We start from the raw sequence: 24,652 nt of genomic DNA on the forward strand, positions 1-24,652 counted from the left end.
GGCCCGCGAGAAATCGCAGGTCTTTCCATGTCAACAGCCGATACCAAAGCCGTCGATGCGCGCTGTGTGCGTCTCAATGCCAAGGCCGGGAACGCGGCTGCGGTTGCGCCGGTAGTCGAGCGTCAGACGCTTGCTCGCGGCCCTAACGATCTCCTGATCGAGGTGAAGGCCGCCGCGGTCAATCCCTCCGACGTCAAGGCCGCAACCGGCCTGATGCCCTATGCCGTCTTCCCCCGTACGCCCGGTCGCGACTATGCCGGCGTGGTCATCGACGGCCCGGCCGGCACGATCGGCCGCGAGGTGTTCGGCTCCTCCGGTGATCTCGGCGTTCGCCGTGACGGCACCCATGCCAGCCATCTCGTCGTCGAGGCCGATGCCGTGGTGGAGAAGCCGAAGACGGTGTCTTGGGAAGAGGCCGGAGGCATCGGCGTGCCCTTCGTCACCGCGATGGAAGGCTTTCGCCGCGCCGGCGTGCCCAAGAGTGACGAAACTGTTCTGGTGTTTGGTGTCAACGGCAAGGTCGGTCAGGCCGCGGTGCAGATCGCGACCTGGCAGGGCGCTCGCGTCATCGGCGTGGTACGCAAGGCGGAAGCCTATGAGGGCCATGCCAACGCGCCTATCGAGGTGATCGATGCGTCCGCAACCGATGTCGCCGCACGCGTGCGCGAAGTGACCGGCGGCAAGGGCGCCGACATCGTCTTCAACACGGTCGGCGATCCCTATTTTCAGGCGGCGCACAAGTCGCTCGGCTTGCGCGGCCGTCAGATCCTGATCGCAGCGATCGATCGCATCGTGCAGTTCAACATCCTCGAATTCTACCGGGGCCAGCACACCTATGTCGGCATCGACACGCTCGGGCTGTCCTCGGCCGCAACCGGCGAGGTGTTGCGCGATCTCGGCGCCGGCTTTGCCAGCGGTCACCTGAAGCCGTTTCCGATCAGCGCAAATGCCGTCTATCCGCTGGAGCGCGCCAAGGAGGCGTATGTCGCGGTCGCTGGCTCCTCGCGGGATCGCGTGATCCTGAAGCCCTGATCATGGAATCCGCTCAACTCGTCATCCTCGCCGGCCTCGTCATCGGCCTGATCTACGGCGCCGTGGGCCTGCTCAGCGGCTTCTGTTTGATGAGCAGCATGCGCGGCTTTGTTGCTGACGGAGACGGCCGGCTGGTCCGGACCTATGCGCTGGCGATCGCGGCTGCGGTCGCCGCCAGCCAGCTCCTCGCCGGCAGCGGCACGGTCGATATAGGCAAGTCGATCTACCTGCAGCAATCCTTTTCGGTGCCGGTGCTGTTCCTCGGCGGCCTGCTGTTCGGCTATGGCATGGTGCTGTCGAACGGTTGCGGCTCCCGCGCGCTGGTGCTGCTCGGCCGCGGCAATCTCCGCTCCTTCATTGTCGTGATCGTGCTCGCCATCGCCGCACAGATGACGCTCAAGGGCCTGATCGCGCCGGCGCGTATCGCGCTAGTTCAGGCGTCGCAGACCACCGTCAGCACCAATTCGCTGCCGTCGCTGCTCGCGACGCTTGGTGCTGCCGAGGCCGTTTCGCGCGCACTGGCCGCTGCCGTGATTGTCGTCGCGCTCGTTTTGTTTGCTTTTGCCCATCCGGCATTCCGCCGCTCGCCGGGCCAGATCGCTGCGGGGGTCGTCGTCGGTCTTCTCGTCGCCGCCGGCTGGTTCGTTACCGGCTATCTCGGTGCCGATGATTTCAATCCCGTCGCGGTGACCTCGCTGACCTTCGTCGCGCCGATCGCGGACGCGCTGCAATACGCGATGCTCTCGACCGGCCTGACCCTCAACTTTGGCATCGCGACCGTCGCCGGCGTCTTCGCCGGAAGTCTGGCCACTGCGCTTGCAACCGGCCGCTTTCACCTCGAAGGCTATTCCTCGCCGCGTCACATGCTGCGCTCGGCGAGTGGCGCCGCGCTGATGGGGATCGGCGGCGTGATGGCATTCGGCTGCTCGATCGGGCAGGGGCTCACCGGCGTATCGACGCTCGCGCTCGGCTCGTTCGTCGCGCTAGCCGGCATCCTGCTCGGCACGACGGCAGGCCTGCGCGGAAGCTTGCGCGTTCAGCCGCTCGCGGTGGCCTGACCGCGCAGCAACCGGTCGCCCAGCGTCGCGAAACCGATGCCGGTGACGATCAGTCCGGCCGCGATGGCAAGACTCACGTCGATCGGCTCGCCCAGCAGGATCGCAGCGCTGGCGATGCCGACGAGCGGCGTTGCGGTGGTGCCGAGCGAGGTCGTCAGCGCCGAGATGCTCTTGTTCACCATCGACATCGCCCAATAGGCCAGCACCGTTCCGATCAGCCCCGAATACAGGAACAGCAACACGAGCCTCCACGACCACTCCACATGCGGGAGGCCATCCACGATTGTCGCGCTCGCCGACAGCACGATTGTTGCCACGAGCACCTGCCAGATCAGAAGTTGGAGCGGCGAGGCGATCCAGCGATGCGCGCGGATATAGATGATGTTCGCGGCCCAGGAGATCGCGGCCAGGATAACCATGCCGGCGCCGAGCACGACGTTCGCATTGGTCCAGTCGATCGAAGCCGGGTTCAGGATGACGACAAGGCCGATCAGCCCCAGCAGGCCGCCGGCGAGCTTTGGCGCCGTCAGGATTTCCTTCCCGAGCAGAGGTGCGGCGAGCGCGACCCAGAGTGGCGTGGTGTAGCCGAGCACGACGCCCTTGCTGGCGGGCAGGAAGCGCAGGCCCGCGGCGACCAGGATCGAGAACAGCGTCATGTGCAGCAGCGCAACGCTGAGGACGACCGGAATGTCGCGCCGGTCCGGGATCACCAGATTATTACTCAGCCCGAGGATTGCCGCGAGGCCGATCAGAGCGATCCAACTTCGGATCGCAGCGCTCCATAGCGGTGGGACGAACTGCACCAGTTGTTTCGTCACCGACCAGTTTATGCCCCAGGCCAGCACGACGATGAGGAATAGGCCCACGGCCGCGCGGGGTGACAGGGAGGTCATCTCGGAGGTCCTTGAAGCAGTCCAGTTCAGCGGATAGCATCCGCTTGGCACCTGAAAAAGTGCCAGATTGGAAAGGAATAAGGTGCCAGTTTCAGATGATATGATCTCTGCTCTGATCGACCTGAGGCGGGCCGATGACGCGGGGCTGGTGGCGCACCTGACGAGCCAGCTCCGAGCCCTGATCGCGACCGGCCGTCTCGGCAAGGGACGCGTCCTGCCGTCGAGCCGCCGGCTTGCGCATGATCTCGGCGTTTCGCGCAACACCGTCACCCATGCGTTCGAGCAGCTTGCTGCCGAGGGATATCTCGAGGCGTCACACGGGCGCCGTCCGGTGGTGAAGGTCGACGGCAGCGAGCGTATCGAAGGGGGCGGCGCCGTCGCATCTGGCGTCCGCCCGCGCAAGCCGCGGCTCTCATCCTGGGCATCGAAGCTCAAGCAGACCGACTGGCCGATGTCCTATCAGGCGCCTCTAAAGCCGCTACGTCCAGGACTTGGCGATGCAAGGGAGTTTCCGCATGAAGTCTGGGCGCGCTGCCTGCGCCGCAGCGCCGTGCTTGCGGCCAGGCGTGAGCTTGGTCCGATCAACCGACCGCACCTGCGTGAGGCGCTGGCGCGCTATCTCACCACCAGCAGAGGCGTCCGCGCCGCTGCGGATCAGATCCTGATCCTGCCGAGCGCGCAGGCCGCGCTGAGCTTGATTGCGGCTGCCATCGTTACGCCCGGCGATGACGTGTGGGTCGAGGATCCCGGCTATCCCGGAGGCGCAGCCGCCTTCCATGCGTCCGGCGCGCGCGTGGCGGGCATCAGGCTGGACGAGCAAGGCATGCAACGGATGCCGGGGATGGCTGCGCCAAAGCTCATCTTCATGACGCCCTCGCATCAGCACCCGACCGGGCGACTGATGTCGCTGGCCCGCCGCACCGAATTTCTTGGGCTGAGCAGGCCCGGCAAAACCTGGATCGTCGAGGACGATTACGACGGCGAATTCCACTATGACAGCCGGCCCGTGCCGGCCTTGCAGGGTCTCGATGCCCATGGCCGCGTATTCTATGTCGGCACCTTCTCGAAGGCGATGACCTCGGATATCCGGCTCGGCTATCTCGTCGTGCCGCCGGCGTTGATCGGCACCCTGGAGATCGCTCAGCGGCACATCGGGCTGATCGCGTCCAGCCACATCCAGGAAGCGCTGGCAGAGTTCATTGCCGATGGGCATTTCCTCGCGCATCTGCGCCGGGCGCGCCGCCTCTATCACATGCGCCGCGATCATCTCGTCGAGGGACTGCAGCGCCATCTCGCCGAAGTGCTCTCGGCCGAGGTGCCCTCGGGCGGCATCCAGCTCGTCGCCCGCCTCAAGCGCGGTCAGGCCGACCAGGCAGCGGTCAAGCGGCTGGTTGCCGCGGGCGTCGAGACGCGAGCCCTATCCAGTCTGGCACTGGGTCGGCCGCGCGATCATGGCCTGCTGCTTGGCTTTGCCGCTTGGCGTGAGAGCGAAATCAGCGCGGCGCTGCGAACGATGGCATCGTGCTTCTGACGCAGTCGCGCTAGCCTTTCGCCGTCGTCACGATGCGGATCTCCGACGTCAGCGTCCGGTGCACCGGGCACTTGTCCGCGATCTCCATCAGCTTCTTGCGTTGCTCGGCGTCGAGCGCACCGTCAATTGCGATGTCGCGCTCGATCTGGTCGAGCAGGCCCTCGCGCGTCTCGCACTCCGCGCAGTCCTTGGCGTAGATCTTGGAGTGTTTCAGCGTGACCGTGACGCGGTCGAGCGGCAGCGACTTCCGGTCGGCATAGAGGCGCATGGTCATGGACGTGCAGGCACCGAGGCCGGCGAGCAGGAAATCGTAGGGGCCGGGGCCGGCATCTTCGCCGCCCGCCGCAACCGGCTCGTCTGCCACCAGATGATGCGGACCGACGGTGATGATCTGGTTGAACTTGCTCTTGCGGGTTTCCTGAACAACGACGTTGCGCGGCACTTCAGCGAGGTCCATCGCTTTCGCAGGCTTTGCCGTATCGATGTAGCGGCTGGCCCACGCCGCGATCACATCGGCCGCGTAGAGCGCGTCGGCCGGCCTGCTCACGAGATGATCGGCGTGGTCCAGCGAGACGAAGCTCTTGGGATGTCTGGCTGCAAGGAAGATCTTGGTCGCATTGTCGATGCCGACGGTGTCGTCGAGAGGTGACTGCATGATCAGCAGCGCCTTGTGCAGGGCAGCGACGTCCTTCATCAGCGCGTGCTCGGCGATGTCCTCGAGGAATTCGCGCTTGATCCGGAATGGGCGCCCGGCGAGCGAGACCTCGACCTCGCCCTGCGTGCGGATGTTGTCGATGTGGTCCTTAAACAGGCCGGTGACGTGGGCGGGATCGGATGGCGCTGCAATGGTGACCACCGCTTTCGCCTCGGGAATCTTCCCGGCCGCCGCGAGGATTGCCGCACCGCCGAGGCTGTGGCCGATCAGAATCGACGGTGCCTTGCGAGTTGTGCGCAGATGATCGGCTGCACGCACGAGATCAGCGACGTTGGAGGAGAACGTCGAATTGGCAAAATCGCCTTCGCTGGAGCCTAGCCCGGTGAAGTCGAAGCGTAGCACCGCAACGCCCTTGGCGGCGAGCGCGACCGAGATGCGCTTGGCGGCCAGCGTGTCCTTGCCGCAGGTGAAGCAATGCGCGAACAGCGCAAAGGCGACGGGCTCGCCGTCGGGCAGCTCCAGCGCGGCTGCCAGCTGATGGCCGCCTTCGCCCGCGAATTGAAAGCGCTCCGTCGGCATTGGGCTTCCCCCCTGTCCTTGCTTGAACCTAATCGCCCGAGTAGCGCTGCTCGGCCCAGGGATCGCCGCGGTTATGATAGCCGCGGACTTCCCAGAAGCCCGGCGCGTCGTCAGTCAGGAATTCGATGGCCTGGAGCCATTTGGCGCTCTTCCAGAAATACAGATGCGGCACGACGAGGCGCACCGGGCCGCCATGCTCGTCCGTCAGCGGCTGGCCCGACCAGCTATGGGCGAGCAGCGCGTCCTCGGCGGCAAAGTCTTCCAGCGCGAGATTGGTGGTGTAACCGTCATAGGAATGCAGCACGACGAAGCGCGCATCCTCGCGCGGCTGGCAGGCCGCGAGCAATTCGCGTGTCGCGAGCCCCTCCCACTGATTGTCGTAGCGCGACCACGTCGTTACGCAATGGATGTCGGACGTGAATTGCGTCTGCTTCTGTGCGGCGAACTCGGCAAAGGTCCAGAATACCGCGTTCTCGATCGCGCCATAGACATCGAGTCGCCAGCGCTCGCGCGAAACCGGCGGCACGACGCCGAGATCGAGCACCGGCCAATCCTTGGTGAGGTGCTGTCCGGGCGGCAGGCGCTGGTCCTCCGGACGCGTGATCTTGCCGGTGAGGAAACGGCCCTCGCGCGCCCACTTCTCCTTGGTGCGGGTCAGCTTGCTGTCGGGAGGCTCGTGATCGTCGGCCATGAGCTACTCGTGTCGGTGCATCGCGGAGGCGTGTTTGGTGTCGCGCATCGTGGAATAGATGATCAGCGACAGGCAGATGATGCCGCTGAGATAGAAGTAGAACCAGTCTTCGTGCCCGATGCTCTTGAAGTAGAGCGCGATTGCGGGAGCGGTGCCACCGAAGATCGAGACCGTGATGGCATAGGGCAGGCCGACGCCGAGCGCGCGGACATTGGTCGGGAACAGTTCGGCCTTCACCACGGCGTTGATGGAGGTGTAGCCGGCGACGAACAGCCAGGCGGCGCAGATCAGGATGAAGGCCATGAAAGGCGATTTGGTCTCCCTCAGCGTCATCAGCAGCGGCACGGTTGCGAGTGTGCCGGCGACACCGAAGAAGATCAGCAGGGGCTTGCGTCCGATCCTGTCGGAGATGGCGCCGTAGATCGGCTGGAGGATGGTCGCGAAGATCAGTGTGCCGAAGATCACGAAGGTGGTCTGGTCCTCGGTCAGCCCCACCGAGAGTTTGACGAAGGTCTGCATGTAGGTGGTGAAGGTGTAGAACGCCGCGGTGCCGCCGGCGGTGAGGCCGACGACCAGCAGCAGCTCGCGCGGATAACGCAGAAGGTTGGCGATCGAGCCCGTCGGCATCACGACCTTCTTGGCTTCCTCGAAAGCCTCGGTCTCGTGCAGATTGCGCCGCATCACTGCGGCGAAGATCGCAAGGGCAGCGCCGATTGCAAACGGGATGCGCCAGCCCCACGCCTTCAGCTCCTCCGGCGTCAGAAAGACCTTTTGCAGGAGCAGCAGCACGATGATGGCGGTGAGCTGGCCGCCGATGAGCGTGACGTACTGGAAGCTCGAATAGAACCCGCGGTGCTTGGGATCGGCGACCTCGCTGAGATAGGTCGCGCTGGCACCATATTCGCCGCCGAGGCTCAGGCCCTCGATCACCCGGGCGAGTGCCAGAATCACCGGCGCGGCGAAACCGATGGTCGCATAGGTCGGTGTCAGCGCGATGATCAGCGAGCCAAAGCACATGAAGACGACAGACAGCGTCAGCGAGATGCGCCGGCCAAAATGGTCGGCGATATAGCCGAACAGCCAGCCGCCCAAGGGGCGCATCAGAAAGGTCGCCGCGAACACGACGGCGACGTTCAATTGCTGGACGACGGGGTCGTTGCCTGGAAAGAAAGCCGGAGCGAAATAGAGCGCGAATGCCGTATAAGCGTAAAAATCGTACCACTCGACCAGATTGCCGATCGAGCCGATGAAAATCGCCTTGATCCGCCGCTGGGCGTCGGCGATGTCGAGGTGGTCGGAGGCGGGTTGGGTTGCTTGCTCAGTCACGTCCGGCCTCTCCGCGTCGCTTTTGGAGAGGCCTACATCGCCTTTCCCAGCAGAAATGGCAACTGGCGGGGGCCTCGCACGGTGCCTTGCGACCAGGTCACGGTGCCTGCGGGATCGAGCCGGAAGTCCGGAATCCGCTTCAGCCATTCTTCCAGCGCAACCTGCATTTCCATGCGCGCAAGGTTGGAACCAACGCAGCGATGGATGCCGAGGCCGAAGGCGGCATGGCGGTTCTCCCGCCGGTCGATCACGACTTTGTCAGCGTCCGGAAACATTTTTGGATCGCGGTTCGCGGCCGGGAAGGACAGCAGCACCATGTTGCCCGGCTTGACCGGACAGCCGGAGATCGTCGTGTCCTTGACCACTTCGCGGGCCATCGTCACCGGCGAATAGGCGCGCAGCAGCTCCTCCACGGCGATCGGGATCAGGCCGGGCTCGGCAATCAGCCGCTCGCGATCGGCCGGGGTCCTGGCGAGATGCCAGAGCGAGGACCCGATCGCGCTCCAGGTGGTGTCGATGCCGGCGATCAGCAGCAGCCGCAGCGAGCCGAGCACGTGCGACTCTTCGAGCGGCTGGCCTTCCTTGTCCTTGGCATTCATCAGATAGGAGATGAGATCATCGGTCGGCTTCGTCTTGCGCTCCTCGATATGCGTCCTAAAATAGGCGCTCATCTCCTGCACCGCCTGGAGCAGCTTGCTCTCGTCCTTGATGCCGAGCTCCAGGATCATGTGGATCCAGTTGATGAAGAGATCGCTGTCAGACTCGGGAATGCCGAGCATGTGCGCGATGGCCCGAACCGGGATGTATTTGGCGTAGCGCGCCGCGGCGTCGACCTTGCCGTCGGAGATGAAGGCGTCGATCAGCTCGTTGCAGATCGCGCGCATCCGCGGCTCCAACTTCTTCATCGCGTCGGGCGTGAAGGGCGGCAGCAGCAATTGCTTGGCCGGCTTGTGCACGGGCGGATCGGAGGTGATCGGCGGGGCGGCGTTCCTGGCAACCTCGGGCCGGACGTCGCGGACGATGATCCGGCGCGACGAGAAATGTTCGGTGTCGTTGGCGATCTCGCGCACGGCTTCATAGGTCGTCGGCATGTAGCAGCCGAGGAAGCGTTCAGTGTGCACGACCGGGCTTGCGGCGCGCAATTCTTCCCAGATCGGGAAGGGATCGTCGGTCCATTGCGGATCGGTGTGGTCGAAATCGTTGACCCAGTCGGTGACGGGCGGATGGGCGACGGGTTGGCTGACGTCGGACATGGCAGGAGATCCCCTGAGGCTCGTGTTCGCTGAAAGCTCGCAAGCGGCACAGGCCGCGCTACTCCTCGATCACATCGATCGCGATTTCCGGGCAGTTGGATTTGGCAAGCCAAGCCTTGTCTTCGAGCCCCGGCGGGACGGTGCCGTCGCCGGCTTCATGGGCGTTACCGTATTCGTCGAGCTCGAACAGCTCCGGCGCCAGCGCCTTGCAGCGCGCGTGGCCCTGGCACTTGTCGGGATCGACGCGAACCCTCAGTCGCTCTGTCATGGCGGCTTCCTCGGTCGTGTGCGCGGAGCCCGAAGGCCGTCGCGTTCCTCATGTCAATTTTATAGGCGGCATTTGCCGTCTGCTTAAAGTTATATACTATTACATTCGCGAGAGGCTTCCCCTGTCAAGTGCAAACTTATAGGCTTGCCTTCAACATGCGCTCACAACTCGCCCGTAAGCCCGAAAACACCTACCACCATGGCGATCTCCGCGACGCCCTGATCAAGGCCGCGTTGCGCGAGGCCGAGCAGGGCGGGATGGAAGCGATCAGCATCAAGGCCCTGGCGAAACAGCTCGGCGTCTCGCAGCCGGCGCCGTATCGGCATTTCGCCGACCGTGATGCGCTGCTAACGGCGGTGACGGCGGAGGCGTTCCGGCAGCTGAGTGCACGTCTGCGCGAGGCAATGGCGAAGCCGTCGAAGCAGTCAAAACTGTCGCGGCTGGCGCAGGCGACACTCGACTTCGGCCTGCGCCGCAACGGCATCTACCGCCTGATGTTCGCTTCGCGCACGGTGTCATGCGCGGCCAAGGGCAGCGAGCTGCACGAGGCCACGCGAGAAACCTTTGGACTTGTGATCGAAGCGTTGGAAGCGCCCCCAGTCGGTTTCTTGCGCGAGCGGCAAGCGCTCAAGATCTGGGCGGCGCTGCACGGCGTGGTGATGCTGGCCGAGCAGGGTCTGTTCACCGGCGAGGCCGCACATGCGACGCGCGAGGAGCTGGTCGAGGATTTCGTCAACGAGACAAAGGCGGCACTCGCGGTGGCGATCAAGGATGCGCAGCGGCGGAAGAAGACCGGCGCCTAGAGCTTCGCCTTCAGCAGCTTCATCAGCTTGTCGACTGCACTGTCCGGCGTGGTTACGACCGGGCAGCCGGTGGCTTCCACGACCAGGGGCGCCGTGGCCGCGATGCTGAATTGCGCCAGCGCGATGACGTCGCAATCGCGCAAATCGCGTGAAGCCTCAGCGATCAGTCTGTCATGCGTGACGCGATCGCCACGGTCGAGTGCGGCCAGCGCACCCTCGGCGAGTTTCGGGATGACCGCGACGGAGTCGGGAAACTCCGGCGGCATCGAGGCGAGCGTCGGCGGGAAGGTCGAGAGTAGGCCGATCCGCTTGCCCATCGTCACCGCCTGTTCGATCATGGCCTCGTTCGGCTTGAGCACTGGCATCGGCGCATGCGCGCGTGCGACCGCCTCGATGCTGGGGCCGAAGGCGGAGCAGGTGAACAGGATCGCGTTCGCTCCCGTTGCGACCGCATAATCGCCGAGCGCGAGGAAGCGCGCGGTCATGGCGTCGGTGAGCGCGCCGTCGCGTGCCAGATCCGCCGACAGGCTGTCGTCGAGCAGGTTCATCAGCCGCGCCTCCGGCCAGGCTGTCGCAAACGCCGCCTCGATCGGAGCGATGGAGTGCTTGAGGGCGTGGATCAGGGCGATGCGAGGGGGCGTCGTCATTGAACCTGACTTCCTGGAAAGCTCTCGTGCCCCGGACGCAGCGCAATACGCAGTATTGCGCTGCCGAGCCGGGGCCCATCCTCGCCGCCGGGTCCCGGCTCTGCGCAGCAGCGTTGCACGCTGCAGCGCGTCCGGGACACGCGTGTTTACTTGAACGGCACCGCATACATCAGGCCGCCCTTGCTCCAGAGGCCGTTGAGGCCGCGGTCGAGCTTGAGCGGGCTCGCCTTGCCGACATTGCGCTCGTAGATCTCGCCGTAATTGCCGGTGGCCTTGATCGCGGTGACCAGCCATTTGTTGTCGAGACCGAGCCGCGAGCCGAGATCGCCCGAGGTGCCGAGGAGCCGCTGAATCGAGGGTGTCTGCGACTTCGTCATCTCGTCGACATTAGCTTGCGTGACGCCGAGCTCTTCGGCTTCGATCAGGCCATAGTGCAGCCAGGCGATGATGTCGCTCCAGACCTCGTCGCCGTTGCGGGTGAAGGGGCCGAGCGGCTCCTTGCTGATGGTCTGCGGCAGCACGACATAGTCGGCAGGGTTGGGCGCTGCGGTGGTCACGGCGCCTGCGAGCGCGGAGGCGTCCTGGGTCATGGCATCGCAGCGGCCGCCGAAGAAGGTCTGGTACATGGTATCGACGCGGTCGAACACCAGCGGCTTCCAGTCGATGCCGTTGGCGCGGCCGTAATCGCCGAGCGTGACCTCGTGCGTGGTGCCCTGCGCGACGCAGACGGTAGCGCCCTTGAGGTCCTTGATCTCCTTCACGCCGAGATCCTTCTTAACGACAAAACCCTGGCCATCGTAGAAATTGACCGGCCCCTGCCGCAGGCCCAGCGTGACGCCGCGCAGATAAGTCTGCGTCGAATTGCGGTAGAGCACGTCGATCTCGCCCGATTGCAGCGCGGTGAAGCGGTTCTGCGCGGTGAGCGAGACGTAGCGGACCTTGCTGGCATCGCCGAGCACGCCGGCGGCGAGCGCGCGGCAATAATCGACGTCGAGGCCCTTGTAGTTGCCTTGCGAATCCGGCGCCGAGAAGCCGGCAAAGCCCGCGCTGACGCCGCACACCAGGGTGCCGCGACTCTTCACAGTGTCGAGCGTTGCCGCCGACGCCACAACCGTCGATGCCGCGAGCACGCCCGCTGCGATGGTCACTTTCCTCATCATGCTACTCTCCCCTCAGTGATTGACACTACGCAACACGTTGTCGACGGCCGTGCCGAGCTTGTCGACGATGAGGTCGATCTCGTCAGCTGAAGCGATATAGGGCGGCGCGAGCAGCACATGATCGCCGCGGACGCCGTCCACGGTGCCGCCGCCCGGATAGCAGCCGAGCCCGTTGGCGAAAGCTTCGGCCTTGATCTTCTGGTTCAGCTTCAGAGCGGGATCGAAGGAGGTGCGGCTGGCGCGATCGGCGACGAGCTCGATCGCCCAGAACAGGCCGCGCCCCCTGATGTCGCCGACATGGCGGTGATTGCCGAAGCGCTCGATCAGCCGCTGTTCGAACTGGCGGCCGCGCTCCTTGACGCGGTCGAGCAAGCCGTCCTCGCGGATCACATCCTGCACCGCGAGCGCGGCGGCGCAGGCGAGGGGATGCGCGAGATAAGTGTGGCCATGCTGGAACGCGCCGGAGCCTGAGCGGATTGTGTCGATGATCTTGCCGCTCGCGAGCATCGCGCCGATCGGCTGGTAGCCGCCGCCGAGCCCCTTTGCGATGGCCTGGATATCCGGCGCGACGCCTTCCTGCTCCCAGGCGTGCGTGGTGCCGGTGCGGCCCATGCCGCTCATGACCTCGTCGAGGATGAGCAGCGCGCCATGCCGGTCGCAGATCTCGCGCACCGCTCTGAAGTAGCCGTCCGGTGCCGTCACCGCGCCGGCGGTGGCGCCGACGACGGGTTCGGCGAGGAACGCCGCCACGGTATGGGGACCGAGTCGCTGAAACTCGGCGTCGAGCTCGGCGGCCAGCCGTGCCGCGAACTGCGCATCGGATTCACCGTCGTGCTTCTCGTGATAGGCAAAGGCCGGCGTCACATGGCTGAAGGCGCCAGATAGCAGCGGCGCATAGGGCGCGCGCCGCCAGGCATTGCCGCCGGCCGCGAGCGCGCCGAGGGTGTTGCCGTGATAGCTCTGCCGCCGCGCGATAAAGTGCTGCCGCTGCGGCTCGCTGCGCTCGAGGAAATATTGCCGCGCCAGCTTGATGCTGGCTTCGATCGCTTCCGATCCGCCGCTGACGAAATAGGCGTAGGCAAGACCGCCGGGCTCGTGACCGACCAGCGTCTCGGCGAGTGCCTCTGCCGGTTCGGACGAGAAGAAGGCGGTGTGGGCATAGGCAAGCGTCGAAGCCTGCTTCGCCATCGCCGCGATCACGCGCGGATGCTGGTGGCCGAGGCAGGAGACCGCCGCGCCGCCGGAGGCGTCGATGACACGCCGCCCGTCCTCGGCGAAGAGATAGACGCCTTCGCCGCCGATCGCCTTGGGCGGCGTCTCGCGGAGCGATCGGTGCAGCACGCGGCTGGTGCCGGTGGCCATGGGTCAACCTTTCTCTGAGACGTAGGTGGAGGCCGCGGCAAGCCGCGCCTCGGTATTTTCCAGGCGTTTCTTCGCGGCGGTACCGCCGAGCGAGAACGTCACCGCGGCCAGCGACTGCGCGATCGCAATCGCGCCGGTGAGGCTCGGGAAGAAGCCGGGCGAGGAGGCTGCCTCGAACAGCAGCACATGGTCGGCACCTTCGGCCATCGGTGCCGAGAGGCCGTCCGCGACCGCGATCAGCGTTGCGCCGGCGCGATGCGCGGCTTGCGCGACGCGGACGCTCGCATGCGTGTAAGGCAGGAAGCCGATGACGATGACGGCCTCGCCGGGCCGGAAGGCGCCGAGATCGAGATCGTCGGGGCCGGACGCGCCGACGAGCTGCACCTGCTCGGGACGGAACAGACGGAGCTCGTAGTTCAGCAGCTCGGCAACACTGCGGCAGCTTCGATAGCCGGCAATCCAGATCCGCTTTGCGTCGTGCAGCGCGCGGGCAGCTTCCGCGATCGGGAGCGCCGCGATGCGTGGAAGGCCCATAGCCTCTGCATCGAGCTTGTCGCTGACGAGCGCGACATCCGCGTGCGGACCGTGACGGCGGCTCTTGGCGCGGCCGGAGAAGGGCGAGATCTGCGGCCGCCGCGCCTCGGTCAGCGCCGCGCGCAATTCGTCCCAGCCGGAATAGCCGATGGCTTTTGCAAGCCGCGTGAACGCGGCGGGGTCCGCGCCGGCTTCCGCGGCGAGATCGCGCATCGAACGGGTGGTGGCGTCGTAATCATTGGCGGCGACGAAGCGGCCGACCTCCTGCAGGCGCAGGGGGAGCGATGGCAATGCAATGCGTAGTTCGCTCAGCGGCGAGGATTTCGCGGGCTCGGCCATGAAACATTTGTTGCACGATTTTTGGATTGGTGCAACAATTGACGTGCGCCGCCGGAAATCACCGCCTTTTGAGAAGGATTTTTGTGCTGTGACGTCAGACACTCCCAGGCCGCCGCCACGCCGCCGCTTCTTCGGCGCCTTCGGGCGACGCGAGTTGAAGGGCCTGTTCTGGCAGGTGCTCGTCGTCGGGATTGCGGTCGCCGTCATCGCCTTCCTCTGGTCCAACACCGTCACCAACCTCTCGGCCCGCCGCATCACGACCGGCTTTGCCTTCCTCGGTCGGGAGGCCGGCATGCCCATCGCTGACAGCCTGCTCGCGTACAATCCGAGAGACAGCTACCTCTGGGCCTTCGTCGTCGGCATCGCCAACACTTTGCGCGTCGCCGTGATCGGCATCGTGCTCGCGACCATTTTGGGCACGCTGGTCGGCATCTCGCGATTGTCGGCCAACTGGTTGCTGTCGCGGCTTGCCGCCGCCTATGTCGAAACACTGCGCGACATTCCGCTGCTGCTCCAGCTCCTGTTCTGGTACGTGCTGATGCAGGCCCTGCCGGCCGCACGCGCGGCGTTCAGGCCGGTGGAGGGCGTGTTCCTGTCCAATCGCGGCCTGATCCTGCCGGCGATCCCGCTCGGGCCGCCGCAGCTCTGGGTGCTTGGCACTGCGGTGCCGGGGCTTGCCGCGTTCTTTCTGATCCAGCGATGGCTGATCGCGCAGCAGATGCGGGACGGCAAGCCGCGGCCGGCCTGGCCCTTTGCGGTTGGCCTCGTCCTTGCGCTGCCGACCGCAGTGTCCGTGGCGCTTGGCGTGTCCTGGACAATCGAATGGCCGGCGCTGCGCGGCTTCAATTTCGTCGGCGGGCTGACGCTTGCGCCGGAATACTTTGCACTGCTGATCGCGCTGGTCACCTACACCTCGGCCTTCATCGCCGAGATCGTGCGCAGCGGCATCCAGTCGGTGCCGCGCGGGCAGTGGGATGCTGCTAATGCGCTCGGCTTGCGCCGCAGTTTCATGCTGCGGCAGATCATCCTGCCGCAGGCGCTGCGCGTCATCGTGCCGCCGATGACGAGCCAGTACCTCAATCTGACCAAGAACTCCTCGCTGGCGGTGGCGATCGGCTATCAGGACGTGGTCTCGATCGCCAACACCACGCTGAACCAGACCGGGCAGGCGATCGAGGCGATCGCGCTGATCATGGCGGTATTCCTCACCATCAGCCTCGGCATCAGCTTCTTCATGAACTGGTACAATTCGCGCATCGCGCTGGTGGAGCGCTGAGCATGACGGCGATCACCGACATGCCGGAGCTGCCGCGCGCGGCTCGCCGCCCGCAAATCGGAAACCCCGTGCTGCGCTGGCTGCGCACCAATTTGTTCTCGTCGATCCCTAACGGCATTCTTTCCGTCGTGCTGCTGGCGGTGCTCGCCAAGGGCATTTTCAGCTTCGTGCAGTGGGGCCTCGCGAATGCGGTCTGGCTGACGCCCGTCAACGACTCCAGCGCCTGCCGGGCGGTGCGCGGCGCGGGCGCCTGCTGGGCGATCATTCCCGAGAAGTATCGCTTCATCCTGTTCGGCACCTATCCGTTCGACGAGCAATGGCGGCCGGCGCTGTCGGTGGTGCTGTTCATCGCGCTGTTCTATCTTTCCAGCCGTCGTGCCTTCTGGCGGCGCGAGCTGGTCTATCTCTGGATCGGTGCGCTGGCACTGATCAGCGTGCTGATGTGGGGCGGCGTGTTCGGGCTTTCCTTCGTCTCGCAGGACCGCTGGGGCGGCCTGCCGGTGACGCTGATCCTGGCGACGTTCGGTCTCGCCTTCGGCTTCCCGCTCGGCATCCTCGTGGCGCTCGGCCGCCGGTCGAAGCTGCCGGCGATCCGCTCGCTCAGCGTGATCTATGTCGAGCTGATCCGCGGCGTGCCGCTGGTGAGCCTGCTGTTCATGGCGAGCGTGATGTTTCCGCTGTTCATGCCCAGCGGATTCAACATCGACAAACTCCTGCGTGCGCAGATCGCGATTATCCTGTTCGCGGGCGCCTACCTCGCCGAGGTCATCCGTGGTGGCCTCCAGGCCGTGCCGCGCGGACAGTATGAGGCCGCCGAAGCGCTGGGGCTGTCCTACTGGCGCAAGCACCGCCTGATCATCCTGCCGCAGGCGATCCGCCACGTCATCCCGCCGCTGGTCAACACGTTCATTGCTTTCTTCAAGGACACCAGCCTCGTGCTGATCATCGGCATCTTCGACCTGCTGACGACGGCCAAGACCGCCATCATCGATCCGGCCTGGCAGCAGTTCTCGGTCGAGGTTTATATCTTCGTCGCCGCGATCTATTTTGTCTTCTGCTTTGCGATGTCGCGGTACAGCCGAGGCCTGGAGGCGACGAGCGCGCGGTGATTATCTCTCGTGTCCCGGACAAGGCGCAGTGCGAAAGCGCTGCACCGCAGAGCCGGGACCCAGAGGAAGCACGGGAGCTACGGAGAACTCGACCCCGGCTCTGCAGCGCACCGCTGAAGAAGCGCTACGCTGCGTCCGGGGCACAGGGGAGAGAGGCTATTTCTTCACCCGCGGATCGATCGGCGTCGTCCCGCGCAGGCCCAAAATTTCCTCCAGCACCTTTGCTCCCGCGATCACCTGCGCATCCGCACGGGGCGCGCCGACCACCTGCAGGCCGACCGGCAGCCCCGAGGCCGTGAAGCCGCAGGGCAGCGACAGCGACGGGCAGCAGGCGAGCGTGATGGCATAGACGATGCCGAGCCACTCGACGTAATTCTCGAATTTCTTGCCGGCGCATTCGGCGACATAGCGGTGCTCGATCGGGAACGGCGGCACGATCGTGGTTGGCGCCAGCAACAGATCGTACGTCCTGAAGAACTTGATCGCGCGCGCGGTCATGCCGACGCGTTGGGCCTCAGCGCGCGCGAGTTGCTCGACGGTCAGCTTGAGACCCTCTTCGATGTTCCAGATCACTTCAGGCTTAAGCAGATCGCGCTTGGTGCGCAGCAGATTGGCCTTGGTGATCGCGTAATCGAAGGCGCGCAGCACGTGGAAGCATTCGTGCGCCTCGCGCCAGTCCGGATGCGCCTCCTCGACAATGGCACCGGCTTCCGCGAAGCGTTCCGCGGCTTTGCGGGTGATCGCTTTCACCTCGGGATCGACAGGCGTGATGCCGAGGTCGGGCGAATAGGCGATGCGCTTCGGCTTCTTGCCTGATTGGGCCGCGGACAGGAAAGAGGTCAGAGGTGCCGGTAGCGACAGTGGATCGTCCGCATAGTCGCCGCTCATCGCGTCTAACAGCAGTGCGAGATCCTCGACGTTGCGCGCCATCGGCCCGACGACGCCGAGATTACGATCGATACCTGATTTGGGCGTATGCGCGACGCGGCCGATGCTCGGCCGCATGCCGACGACGCCGCAGAAGGCCGCGGGATTGCGCAAGCTGCCGCCCATATCGGAGCCTTGCGCGAGCCAGGCCATGCCGGTGGCAAGTGCCACGGCCGCGCCGCCGGAGGAGCCCGCTGCCGATTTCGATGTGTCCCAGGGATTGAGCGTCGCGCCGAACACTTCGTTGAAAGTGTTGGCGCCGGCGCCGAATTCCGGCGTGTTGGACTTGGCGTAGACGACCGCGCCATTGGCCTCAAGGTTCTCGACCATGACGTCTGAATTCGCCGGAATATGATCCTTGAAGATCGGCGAGCCCTGCGTGTTCAGCACGCCGGCGACGTCGGTCAGGTCCTTGATCGGCACCGGCAGGCCGGCCAGCAGCCCGCGCGCGCCCGCCGGCTTCCGCATCAGCGCTTTCGCGTTGTCCCGTGCGCGGTCGAAGCACAGTGTCGGCAGCGCGTTGACCCTGCCGTCGACCTCACTGATGCGCCTCTCCACCACGTCCAGCAATTCGAGCGGTGAGACGTCACCGGACCGTAGCTTGTCGACGACGGCGCATGCGGTTTCGCGGATCAGGTCTTGAGACAACTATTTTACTCCTAGCTCTGGACTGTCATTCCGGGCCGACCGAAGGGCGAACCCGGAATCTCGAGGTTCCGGGCTCGATGCTTCGCACCGCCCCGGAACGACGGCGTCTAAATAATCTCGGGGCAATCAACCCCAACCCGCGCTAATGCCGCCATCCACCGTGTAGATGACGCCCGACGTATAGCCGGCGCGATCCGACGCGAGGAAACGCCATGAGATCGCCGATCTCGCGCGCATGCGCGGGGCGGCCCAGCGGCAGGCCCTTCTGGAATTCCTTGTAGCGGGTTTCGTCGCCGAACTGATTTTTTGCCCTGGTCTTGAGCAGTGTGACATGGCGATCGGTGCCGACGGGGCCGGGATTGATGCCGACCACGCGGATGTTGTCGGCGAGGCTCTTGCCGCCGAGCGCGCGGGTGAAGGCCATCAGTGCAGCATTGCCGGTGCTGCCGCAGATGTAGTTGGCATCGAATTTTTCGCCGGCAGCCCCAATGTCGTTGACGATGACCCCGCCGCCCTTCGCCTTCATCTGCGCATAGATCTGCCGCGTCAGGTTGATGTAGCCGAATACTTTCAATTCCCAGGCGTGCCGCCAGGTCGCCTCGTCGATCTTTTCGATCGAGCCGCCGGGGATATCGCCCGCATTGTTGACGAGCACGTCGATATCGGCGGCTTCCCTGGCAAGCCGCGCCAAATCCTCGGCCTTGCGCAAATCCACGATGCTCGTCGTGGCATCGATCTGATGCGCGGAGCGCAGGCGCTCGGCCAGCGCCTTGAGCTGCTCGCCGTTGCGTGCCGCGAGCAGGAGATTTGCGCCTTCCTCGGCAAACGCTTCGGCGGCGGCCGCGCCAATGCCTTTGGACGCGCCCGTGATCAGGACACGCTTGCCGCGCAGATGCAGATCCATGGTGCTACTCGCTCGGTGGGAACAGGATGAAACCAGTAGGCGCTCGGCCGCGCCATGGTCAACATTGCAGTGCAGCGTTGCACTGCCGCCGAGTTTGGTCCATTGCAGTGCGGTCAAAAAAGCGGCGGCTGCCGGACCAAAAAAGGGACGTTCTCGATGAGCAAGAAACAATACCGGATCGCAGTCATTCCCGGCGACGGCATCGGCAAGGAAGTCATGCCCGAGGGGCTGCGCGTTCTGGAGGCCGCGGCGAAAAAGCACGGCGTGTCCCTGCATTTCGACCATTTCGACTTCTCGTCCTGGGATTATTACGAGAAGCACGGCCAGATGATGCCGGACGACTGGAAGGAAAAGATCGGCAAGCATGACGCGATCTATTTCGGCGCGGTCGGCTGGCCGGCGAAAATCCCAGATCACGTCTCGCTGTGGGGCTCGCTGATCAAATTCCGCCGCGAGTTCGACCAGTATGTGAATTTGCGTCCGGTGCGTCTGATGCCCGGCGTGCCGTCGCCGCTGGCGGGACGCAAGCCCGGCGACATCGATTTCTGGGTGGTGCGCGAGAACACCGAGGGCGAGTATTCCTCCGTCGGCGGCCGCATGTTCCCGGACACCGATCGCGAGTTCGTCACGCAGCAGACGGTGATGACCCGCGTCGGCGTCGACCGCATCCTGAAATTCGCCTTCGAGCTCGCGCAGTCGCGGCCAAAGAAGCATTTGACCTCGGCGACGAAGTCCAACGGCATCTCCATCACCATGCCCTATTGGGACGAGCGCGTGGAGGCGATGGCCAAGAAGTTTCCGGGTGTGAAGTGGGACAAGTACCACATCGACATTCTGACGGCGAACTTCGTCCTGCATCCGGATTGGTTCGACGTCGTGGTCGGCTCGAACCTGTTCGGGGACATTCTCTCCGATCTCGGCCCGGCCTGCACCGGCACCATCGGCATCGCGCCATCCGGCAACATCAATCCGGACGGCGATTTCCCCTCGGTGTTCGAGCCGGTGCACGGCTCGGCGCCCGATATCGCGGGGCAGGGGATCGCCAACCCGATCGGCGCGATCTGGTCGGGCGCGATGATGCTGGAGCATCTCGGCGAGAAGGTCGCAGGAAAATCGATCGTCGATGCGATCGAGCGCACGCTGGCCGAACGCACGCTGCGCACCAAGGACCTCGGCGGTAACGCCGACACCACCGCGTGCGGCAAGGCGGTTGCGGAGATGGTGGATTAGGGCAAGCTAGCAACCACGGCGTCGTCCCGGATCTGCGCTTTGCTTGTCCGGGACGACAGCCGTGGCGATTGCTAGACCGCAATCTTTTCGATCGAGGCCGGATCCAGCCCGAACTTCTTTCCGGCCTCAAGAATCTCCTGCCAGGTGGTCGGATCGACCGGGATGCCTTCGGCCAGACGCTTTTTCCTGGTCTCGCGCTCGGGCTCGCCCGCGATCTTCACCTTGTCGACACCGGGGGCGGGCGGCGAGCCGGTGTGCCACGCGACGAAGCTCTCGACCTCGCGCGCGAGGTTTTCGCCGGTGCCGAGCTTGCCCGGGTCAATGATGATCGAGAGCATGCCGTTGAGGACGTTGTGCTTGCCGTCGGACGGGCCCTTGACCACCTGCCCGCCGGAGAGCGCGCCGCCGAGGATTTCGCACACCAGCGCGAGCCCCGACCCCTTGTGCTCGCCGAACGGCAGGATGGCGCCGTGCGGCGGGATCACGGTGTAGCGCGGGTTGGTGGTCGGCTTGCCTTTATTGTCAATGATGGTGCCGGGCTCGAGTTCGACGCCCTTGTTGTGGGCGACGCGGGTCTTGCCCTGCGCGATCCTGCTGGTGGCGAAGTCGAGCACGATCGGGTCCTTGCCCCTGCGCGGGATACCGACGCAGAATGGGTTGGTGCCGTGGCGCGCATCGCTGCCGCCCCAGGGCGCCACGATCGGGCGCGAGATCACGTTGACGAAGTGGATCGAGACCAGCCCGTGGTCGATGCACTGTTCGGCCCAGTGGCCGATGCGGCCGATATGGTGCGAGTTGGAGAGGCCGACGAGACACACGCCGTTGCGCTTGGCGCGCTCGGCTGCCAGCTCCATGGCTTCATGGCCGATCACCTGGCCGTAGCCGGTAAGGCCGTCGAGGGTGAGAAGCGGACCGGTGTCGAGCACGATCTTGACGTGCTGGTTCACGGCCAGGCCGCCCGTGGTGACGCTCTGGACATAGCGCGGGATCATGCCGACGCCGTGGGAGTCGTGTCCCCTGAGATTGGCCTCGACGAGATTGGTGGACACGAGCTCGGCTTCGCGGTCCGTAGACCCGCCGGCCTTGACGATGGCCCGGACGACGTTGGTGAGCGGCTCTGCCTTGATGGTGCGATAGTCGGCCATTGTTGTTGCTCTTATCCTTTCACGATCCGGCGGCAGTGCTCCCACGCCGCTTGAATGAGGTTCTCGCTCGCCTCCGGCGTGCGGAAAGCCGAATGCGCCGACAACGTCACGTTCGGAATCTTGGTCAGCGGATGATCGCCGGGCAGCGGCTCGATGTTGAAGACGTCGAGACCGGCATGGCGGATGTGGCCGGACTTCAACGCGTCGATCATCGCGGCCTCGTCGACGACCGCGGCGCGGGCGGTGTTGATGAGGACGCCGCCGGGCTTCATCGCAAGAATCTTCTCGCGTGTGATCATGCCGCGCGTCTCGTCGTTGAGGAGCAGGTGCAGCGACACGACGTCGCTCTTCGCCAGCACCGTGTCGAGATCGGTGAATTCGACACCCGGAAAACTCTTCGGCGAGCGGTTCCAGGCGATCACCTTCATGCCGCTGCCGGATGCGATGCGCGCGACCTCGGCGGCGATGCCGCCGAATCCGATGAGGCCCAGCATCTTGCCGGTGAGCTGCATGCCGTCCTCGCGCAGCCAGTTTCCGGCGCGCATTTCGCGGTCCATCATCGCGATCCCACGGGCCGAGGCCCACATCAGCGCGATCGCGGATTCCGCGACCGCCGTGTCGCCGTAGCCCTTGATCAGATGCACGGAGATGCCGAGCTCGGCCAGCTCCTCCGGGTTCATGTAGCTGCGCGCGCCGGTCCCGAGGAACACGACGTGCTTGAGGCCGGCGCATTTCTTTGCGACGTCCGTCGGCAGCGCGGTGTGATCGACGATGGCGATCTCCGCACCGTCGAGGATTTCAGGATACTGTTCGGGCTTGATATCGGGGTCCCTGTGAATCCGTACCTTGGGATCGCCGGGCTGCTCCAGCCGCTCCATGATCACGGCCAGGGCTTCGTTGGCGTCGACGAAAACTCCGCGCATGGCTCTCTCCGGTCAGGATGCGACGCCGGCGATCGCCAGCACTGTATGCATGAGGACATTGGTGCCCGCGGCGCAATCGGGCTGCGTGGCGTCTTCGAGCTCGTTGTGGCTGATGCCGTCCTTGCAGGGCACGAACACCATCGCCGCCGGCATGATGGTGTTGAGGTTGCAGGCGTCGTGGCCGGCGCCGGAGGTGATGCGGCGCGAGGAATAGCCCAGCGTCTTCGCCGCGTTCTCGACCGCTGCAATGAGCTTGGGATCGAAATGGGTCGGCGGCTTGCGCCAGACCAGATCGATTTTGACCTCGACCTTGCGGCGCGCAGCAATCTCGGCAATGGCTGCGCGCAGATCGCGGTCGAGCGCATCCATGATGGCGCCATCAGCGCTGCGGCAGTCCATGGTGAAGGCGATCTCGCCGGGAATGACGTTGCGCGAGGGATTTGCGATCACGGCCTCGCCGATGGTGCCGACCGCGTTCGGACCGTGCTTCTTCGCAATGGCCTCCATCGCCAGCACGATCTCGGAGAGCGTTGCCAGCGCATCGCGCCGCAGCGGCATCGGCGTCGAGCCCGCATGGCTCTCGAAGCCGGAAATCTTGCCATCGTACCACAAGACACCCTGGCCGGAATCGACCACGCCGATGGTCTTGCCTTCGGCCTCCAGAATCGGGCCCTGCTCGATGTGCAGCTCGACGAAGCAACCGAGCTTCTGGAAGCCGACCGGCTTGTCGCCGCGATAGCCGATGCTGTCGAGCGCCTGGCCGACGGTCGTGCCCTCGATATCCTTGCGCGACAGAATGTCGTCGGTGGTGAAATCGCCGACATAGGCCGCAGACGCCATCATCGCCGGCGCGAACCGCGAGCCTTCCTCATTGGTCCAGTTGACGACACAGATCGGCGCCTCGGTCTCGATGCCGGCGTCGTTGAGCGTGCGGATCACTTCGAGCGCGCCGAGCGTCCCCAAAATGCCGTCATACTTTCCGCCGGTCGGCTGGGTGTCGAGATGCGAGCCGATACCGACCGGCAGCTTCGACATGTCGCGTCCCTTGCGCAGGCCGAACTGTGAGCCGAGCGCATCGGTGTGCACTTCGAGCCCGGCATCCTCGCAAGCCTTGCGGAACCAGTCGCGTACCTGCTTGTCTTCGCTGCTGAGCGTCAGCCGCCGCACGCCGCCCTTGGCCGTCGCGCCGAATTGCGCGGTCTCGTGGATGGAGCCCCAGAGGCGGGCGGAATCGATCTGCAGGTTGGTGGCGGCTCGGCTCATGCGTCAGTCCATCTTAGCTGTCATTCCGGGGCTCGCGAAGCGAGACCCCGGAATCTCGAGATTCCGGGTTCGCTCTTCGAGCGCCCCGGAATGACGAAAGAAAATCCGGCGCCTGTTTCAATGACCCGCCAGCGCGGGCGCGTCAACCGCGAGGCTGCTCTGCGCAATCTGACATGCAAGCTCCGCAACGCGCTCCACGGCGACGATATCAGGGGAGGCGAGCCAGCTCGCGGTGAATGTCAGCGGGGCGATGGCGAGATCGGTGTCGAGCAGCTGCAGCCGCCCGTCGGCGAGCTCGTTCTCGACGATGGCGTCCGGGATCACGGCGATGCCGAGCCCTTCGACTGCCATGTGGATGACGGTCGCGAGTGAAGCGGACGCGTGCAGGCGGATCGGCGGCAGCTCGGGCCGGTCGAACACCTCGCGCACGACCTCGTAAGGTTTGGTCTTGCGCGGGAAGGTGATGATCGGAAACCGCGCGAGCTCGGCCGGCGTCACCCGGCCCTTGCCGAGCCCGAGCGAGGGGCTGGCGAGAAAGCCGATCGGGTAATCCGCGAGCACGCGGTTGTGGACGCCCGAGGCTGACAATGGTCCCACCACGAAGGCAAGCTCGATCTCCTGCGCGAGCAGCCGCGCCGTGAGGTTCGGCGTGATGTCGACCTCGATCTCCAGCGACAGGTTCGGATAGACCTCGTTCATGCTCTTCACGAGCCGCGGCAGCCAAGTATGCACGATGGTTTCGGCGACGCCGAGCCGCATCACGCCGCGCATCGCGGAACGATCGCCGACCTCGGCCACCATCTGGGCGCGCAGGCCAATCAGCTTCTCCGCATAGACCATCATCTGCCGGCCGCTCGGCGTCGGCGAGGCGACGCGATGATCGCGGTTGAGGAGCTTGACGCCCATCTCGCGTTCAAGCTGGGCGATCCGTTGGGAGATCGCCGGCTGGGTCGTATTGAGCCGTGCTGCAGCGCCGCGAAAGCTGCCGAGCTTCACAACCCAGAGGAATGTCTCGATCGATCTGAAGTCCAGCATTGGAAGGATTTTCCCGATCGATAAGCCAAATTTATCGATATTGATTAGAAAGGAAGATTAG

At 65.0% G+C, this 24,652-nt stretch carries 22 protein-coding genes and 1 pseudogene; 7 read left to right on the forward strand and 16 right to left on the reverse strand.

Annotation, left to right across the window (positions count from 1 at the left end):
- Positions 1-27: 27 nt before the first annotated feature.
- Entirely contained in the window at positions 28-1,032 is a 1,005-nt protein-coding gene (locus tag QSV46_RS09445) for a zinc-binding alcohol dehydrogenase family protein (protein WP_314949643.1), read from the forward strand.
- A gap of 2 nt (positions 1,033-1,034) precedes the next feature.
- Positions 1,035-2,090, forward strand: a complete 1,056-nt coding sequence (locus QSV46_RS09450; protein ID WP_314949644.1) for a YeeE/YedE family protein — start codon at positions 1,035-1,037, stop codon at positions 2,088-2,090.
- Here QSV46_RS09450 and QSV46_RS09455 read toward each other — a convergent pair.
- Entirely contained in the window at positions 2,069-2,983 is a 915-nt protein-coding gene (locus QSV46_RS09455) for a DMT family transporter (protein ID WP_314949645.1), read from the reverse strand. The two genes, QSV46_RS09450 and QSV46_RS09455, sit on opposite strands and share 22 nt — an antisense overlap.
- A 100-nt stretch (positions 2,984-3,083) precedes the next feature.
- Between QSV46_RS09455 and QSV46_RS09460 the strand changes: the two genes are divergently transcribed.
- Positions 3,084-4,514 carry a PLP-dependent aminotransferase family protein gene (locus tag QSV46_RS09460; RefSeq protein WP_314949981.1) on the forward strand — a complete coding sequence of 477 codons (1,431 nt, stop codon included), beginning with the start codon at positions 3,084-3,086 and terminating at the stop codon, positions 4,512-4,514.
- A gap of 10 nt (positions 4,515-4,524) precedes the next feature.
- Here the strand turns inward: QSV46_RS09460 and QSV46_RS09465 are convergent, their stop codons facing one another.
- Genes QSV46_RS09465 through QSV46_RS09485 form a run of 5 tightly spaced genes read right to left on the reverse strand, consistent with a single transcriptional unit; the run spans position 4,525 to position 9,286 of the window.
- Positions 4,525-5,748 (reverse strand): bifunctional alpha/beta hydrolase/OsmC family protein, encoded by a 1,224-nt coding sequence (locus QSV46_RS09465; RefSeq protein ID WP_314949647.1) that lies wholly within the window; start codon positions 5,746-5,748, stop codon positions 4,525-4,527.
- A 28-nt stretch (positions 5,749-5,776) separates the two neighbouring features.
- The gene (locus QSV46_RS09470) at positions 5,777-6,439 is read right to left on the reverse strand and encodes a sulfite oxidase-like oxidoreductase (RefSeq protein WP_314949648.1); all 663 of its coding nucleotides are present in this window, start codon (positions 6,437-6,439) and stop codon (positions 5,777-5,779) included.
- 3 nt (positions 6,440-6,442) lie between these two features.
- Entirely contained in the window at positions 6,443-7,765 is a 1,323-nt protein-coding gene (locus QSV46_RS09475) for an MFS transporter (RefSeq protein WP_314949649.1), read from the reverse strand.
- A 32-nt stretch (positions 7,766-7,797) separates the two neighbouring features.
- The gene (locus QSV46_RS09480; RefSeq protein ID WP_314949650.1) at positions 7,798-9,018 is read right to left on the reverse strand and encodes a cytochrome P450; all 1,221 of its coding nucleotides are present in this window, start codon (positions 9,016-9,018) and stop codon (positions 7,798-7,800) included.
- Between the two features lie 58 nt (positions 9,019-9,076).
- Entirely contained in the window at positions 9,077-9,286 is a 210-nt protein-coding gene (locus QSV46_RS09485) for a ferredoxin (protein WP_045008980.1), read from the reverse strand.
- Positions 9,287-9,441: 155 nt separating this feature from the next.
- Here QSV46_RS09485 and QSV46_RS09490 point away from each other — a divergent pair, with 155 nt between their 5' ends.
- Positions 9,442-10,089: a TetR/AcrR family transcriptional regulator gene (locus QSV46_RS09490; protein ID WP_314949651.1), complete on the forward strand. Its 648-nt coding sequence runs from the start codon at positions 9,442-9,444 to the stop codon at positions 10,087-10,089.
- On the opposite strand, the gene QSV46_RS09495 is transcribed toward QSV46_RS09490, so the two are convergent.
- The 4 genes from QSV46_RS09495 to QSV46_RS09510 all read right to left on the reverse strand — a co-directional run bounded on the left by QSV46_RS09495 (position 10,086) and on the right by QSV46_RS09510 (position 14,131).
- Positions 10,086-10,736, reverse strand: coding sequence for an arylsulfatase (locus QSV46_RS09495; RefSeq protein WP_314949652.1), 651 nt, complete (start codon positions 10,734-10,736; stop codon positions 10,086-10,088). The two genes, QSV46_RS09490 and QSV46_RS09495, sit on opposite strands and share 4 nt — an antisense overlap.
- A gap of 146 nt (positions 10,737-10,882) precedes the next feature.
- Positions 10,883-11,896, reverse strand: a complete 1,014-nt coding sequence (locus QSV46_RS09500; RefSeq protein ID WP_314949654.1) for an amino acid ABC transporter substrate-binding protein — start codon at positions 11,894-11,896, stop codon at positions 10,883-10,885.
- A 12-nt stretch (positions 11,897-11,908) separates the two neighbouring features.
- Entirely contained in the window at positions 11,909-13,258 is a 1,350-nt protein-coding gene (locus QSV46_RS09505; RefSeq protein WP_314949656.1) for an aspartate aminotransferase family protein, read from the reverse strand.
- A gap of 3 nt (positions 13,259-13,261) precedes the next feature.
- Positions 13,262-14,131, reverse strand: a complete 870-nt coding sequence (locus QSV46_RS09510) for a MurR/RpiR family transcriptional regulator (RefSeq protein ID WP_314949657.1) — start codon at positions 14,129-14,131, stop codon at positions 13,262-13,264.
- Positions 14,132-14,219: 88 nt separating this feature from the next.
- Between QSV46_RS09510 and QSV46_RS09515 the strand changes: the two genes are divergently transcribed.
- Both QSV46_RS09515 and QSV46_RS09520 read left to right on the forward strand, forming a co-directional pair.
- Positions 14,220-15,407 (forward strand): ABC transporter permease subunit, encoded by a 1,188-nt coding sequence (locus QSV46_RS09515; RefSeq protein ID WP_314949659.1) that lies wholly within the window; start codon positions 14,220-14,222, stop codon positions 15,405-15,407.
- A gap of 2 nt (positions 15,408-15,409) precedes the next feature.
- Positions 15,410-16,516, forward strand: coding sequence for an amino acid ABC transporter permease (locus QSV46_RS09520; protein WP_314949660.1), 1,107 nt, complete (start codon positions 15,410-15,412; stop codon positions 16,514-16,516).
- 156 nt (positions 16,517-16,672) lie between these two features.
- Here the strand turns inward: QSV46_RS09520 and QSV46_RS09525 are convergent, their stop codons facing one another.
- Positions 16,673-18,091, reverse strand: a complete 1,419-nt coding sequence (locus QSV46_RS09525) for an amidase (protein ID WP_314949662.1) — start codon at positions 18,089-18,091, stop codon at positions 16,673-16,675.
- A gap of 126 nt (positions 18,092-18,217) precedes the next feature.
- A pseudogene (locus tag QSV46_RS09530) lies at positions 18,218-18,995 on the reverse strand (SDR family oxidoreductase).
- 156 nt (positions 18,996-19,151) lie between these two features.
- On the opposite strand from QSV46_RS09530, the gene QSV46_RS09535 reads away from it, so the two are divergent.
- Positions 19,152-20,225 carry a tartrate dehydrogenase gene (locus tag QSV46_RS09535; RefSeq protein ID WP_314949665.1) on the forward strand — a complete coding sequence of 358 codons (1,074 nt, stop codon included), beginning with the start codon at positions 19,152-19,154 and terminating at the stop codon, positions 20,223-20,225.
- Positions 20,226-20,296: 71 nt separating this feature from the next.
- Here QSV46_RS09535 and QSV46_RS09540 read toward each other — a convergent pair whose 3' ends face one another.
- From QSV46_RS09540 to QSV46_RS09555, 4 genes are all read right to left on the reverse strand, one after another.
- Positions 20,297-21,370, reverse strand: a complete 1,074-nt coding sequence (locus QSV46_RS09540; protein ID WP_314949666.1) for a malate/lactate/ureidoglycolate dehydrogenase — start codon at positions 21,368-21,370, stop codon at positions 20,297-20,299.
- A gap of 11 nt (positions 21,371-21,381) precedes the next feature.
- A complete protein-coding gene (locus tag QSV46_RS09545) occupies positions 21,382-22,293 on the reverse strand; it encodes an NAD(P)-dependent oxidoreductase (RefSeq protein WP_314949668.1) in 912 nt (303 codons plus the stop codon).
- Positions 22,294-22,305: 12 nt separating this feature from the next.
- Positions 22,306-23,556: a Zn-dependent hydrolase gene (locus QSV46_RS09550; RefSeq protein ID WP_314949670.1), complete on the reverse strand. Its 1,251-nt coding sequence runs from the start codon at positions 23,554-23,556 to the stop codon at positions 22,306-22,308.
- 117 nt (positions 23,557-23,673) lie between these two features.
- On the reverse strand, positions 23,674-24,591 hold the full coding sequence (locus QSV46_RS09555) for a LysR family transcriptional regulator (protein WP_314949672.1): 918 nt from the start codon (positions 24,589-24,591) through the stop codon (positions 23,674-23,676).
- Positions 24,592-24,652: the final 61 nt, after the last annotated feature.

Origin of the sequence: Bradyrhizobium cosmicum (genome assembly GCF_032290525.1) — a bacterium.
In the GTDB taxonomy this organism is placed as follows: Bacteria; Pseudomonadota; Alphaproteobacteria; order Rhizobiales; family Xanthobacteraceae; genus Bradyrhizobium; species Bradyrhizobium cosmicum_A.

Bases quoted from the DNA above. Each gene is read 5' to 3' on its own strand.
- QSV46_RS09445 (WP_314949643.1), top strand. From the start codon at position 28: ATGTCAACAGCCGATACCAAAGCCGTCGATGCGCGCTGTGTGCGTCTC.
- QSV46_RS09450 (WP_314949644.1), top strand. From the start codon at position 1,035: ATGGAATCCGCTCAACTCGTCATCCTCGCCGGCCTCGTCATCGGCCTG.
- QSV46_RS09455 (WP_314949645.1), bottom strand. From the start codon at position 2,983: ATGACCTCCCTGTCACCCCGCGCGGCCGTGGGCCTATTCCTCATCGTC.
- QSV46_RS09460 (WP_314949981.1), top strand. From the start codon at position 3,084: ATGATCTCTGCTCTGATCGACCTGAGGCGGGCCGATGACGCGGGGCTG.
- QSV46_RS09465 (WP_314949647.1), bottom strand. From the start codon at position 5,748: ATGCCGACGGAGCGCTTTCAATTCGCGGGCGAAGGCGGCCATCAGCTG.
- QSV46_RS09470 (WP_314949648.1), bottom strand. From the start codon at position 6,439: ATGGCCGACGATCACGAGCCTCCCGACAGCAAGCTGACCCGCACCAAG.
- QSV46_RS09480 (WP_314949650.1), bottom strand. From the start codon at position 9,018: ATGTCCGACGTCAGCCAACCCGTCGCCCATCCGCCCGTCACCGACTGG.
- QSV46_RS09485 (WP_045008980.1), bottom strand. From the start codon at position 9,286: ATGACAGAGCGACTGAGGGTTCGCGTCGATCCCGACAAGTGCCAGGGC.
- QSV46_RS09490 (WP_314949651.1), top strand. From the start codon at position 9,442: ATGCGCTCACAACTCGCCCGTAAGCCCGAAAACACCTACCACCATGGC.
- QSV46_RS09495 (WP_314949652.1), bottom strand. From the start codon at position 10,736: ATGACGACGCCCCCTCGCATCGCCCTGATCCACGCCCTCAAGCACTCC.
- QSV46_RS09500 (WP_314949654.1), bottom strand. From the start codon at position 11,896: ATGATGAGGAAAGTGACCATCGCAGCGGGCGTGCTCGCGGCATCGACG.
- QSV46_RS09505 (WP_314949656.1), bottom strand. From the start codon at position 13,258: ATGGCCACCGGCACCAGCCGCGTGCTGCACCGATCGCTCCGCGAGACG.
- QSV46_RS09510 (WP_314949657.1), bottom strand. From the start codon at position 14,131: ATGGCCGAGCCCGCGAAATCCTCGCCGCTGAGCGAACTACGCATTGCA.
- QSV46_RS09520 (WP_314949660.1), top strand. From the start codon at position 15,410: ATGACGGCGATCACCGACATGCCGGAGCTGCCGCGCGCGGCTCGCCGC.
- QSV46_RS09535 (WP_314949665.1), top strand. From the start codon at position 19,152: ATGAGCAAGAAACAATACCGGATCGCAGTCATTCCCGGCGACGGCATC.
- QSV46_RS09540 (WP_314949666.1), bottom strand. From the start codon at position 21,370: ATGGCCGACTATCGCACCATCAAGGCAGAGCCGCTCACCAACGTCGTC.
- QSV46_RS09545 (WP_314949668.1), bottom strand. From the start codon at position 22,293: ATGCGCGGAGTTTTCGTCGACGCCAACGAAGCCCTGGCCGTGATCATG.
- QSV46_RS09550 (WP_314949670.1), bottom strand. From the start codon at position 23,556: ATGAGCCGAGCCGCCACCAACCTGCAGATCGATTCCGCCCGCCTCTGG.
- QSV46_RS09555 (WP_314949672.1), bottom strand. From the start codon at position 24,591: ATGCTGGACTTCAGATCGATCGAGACATTCCTCTGGGTTGTGAAGCTC.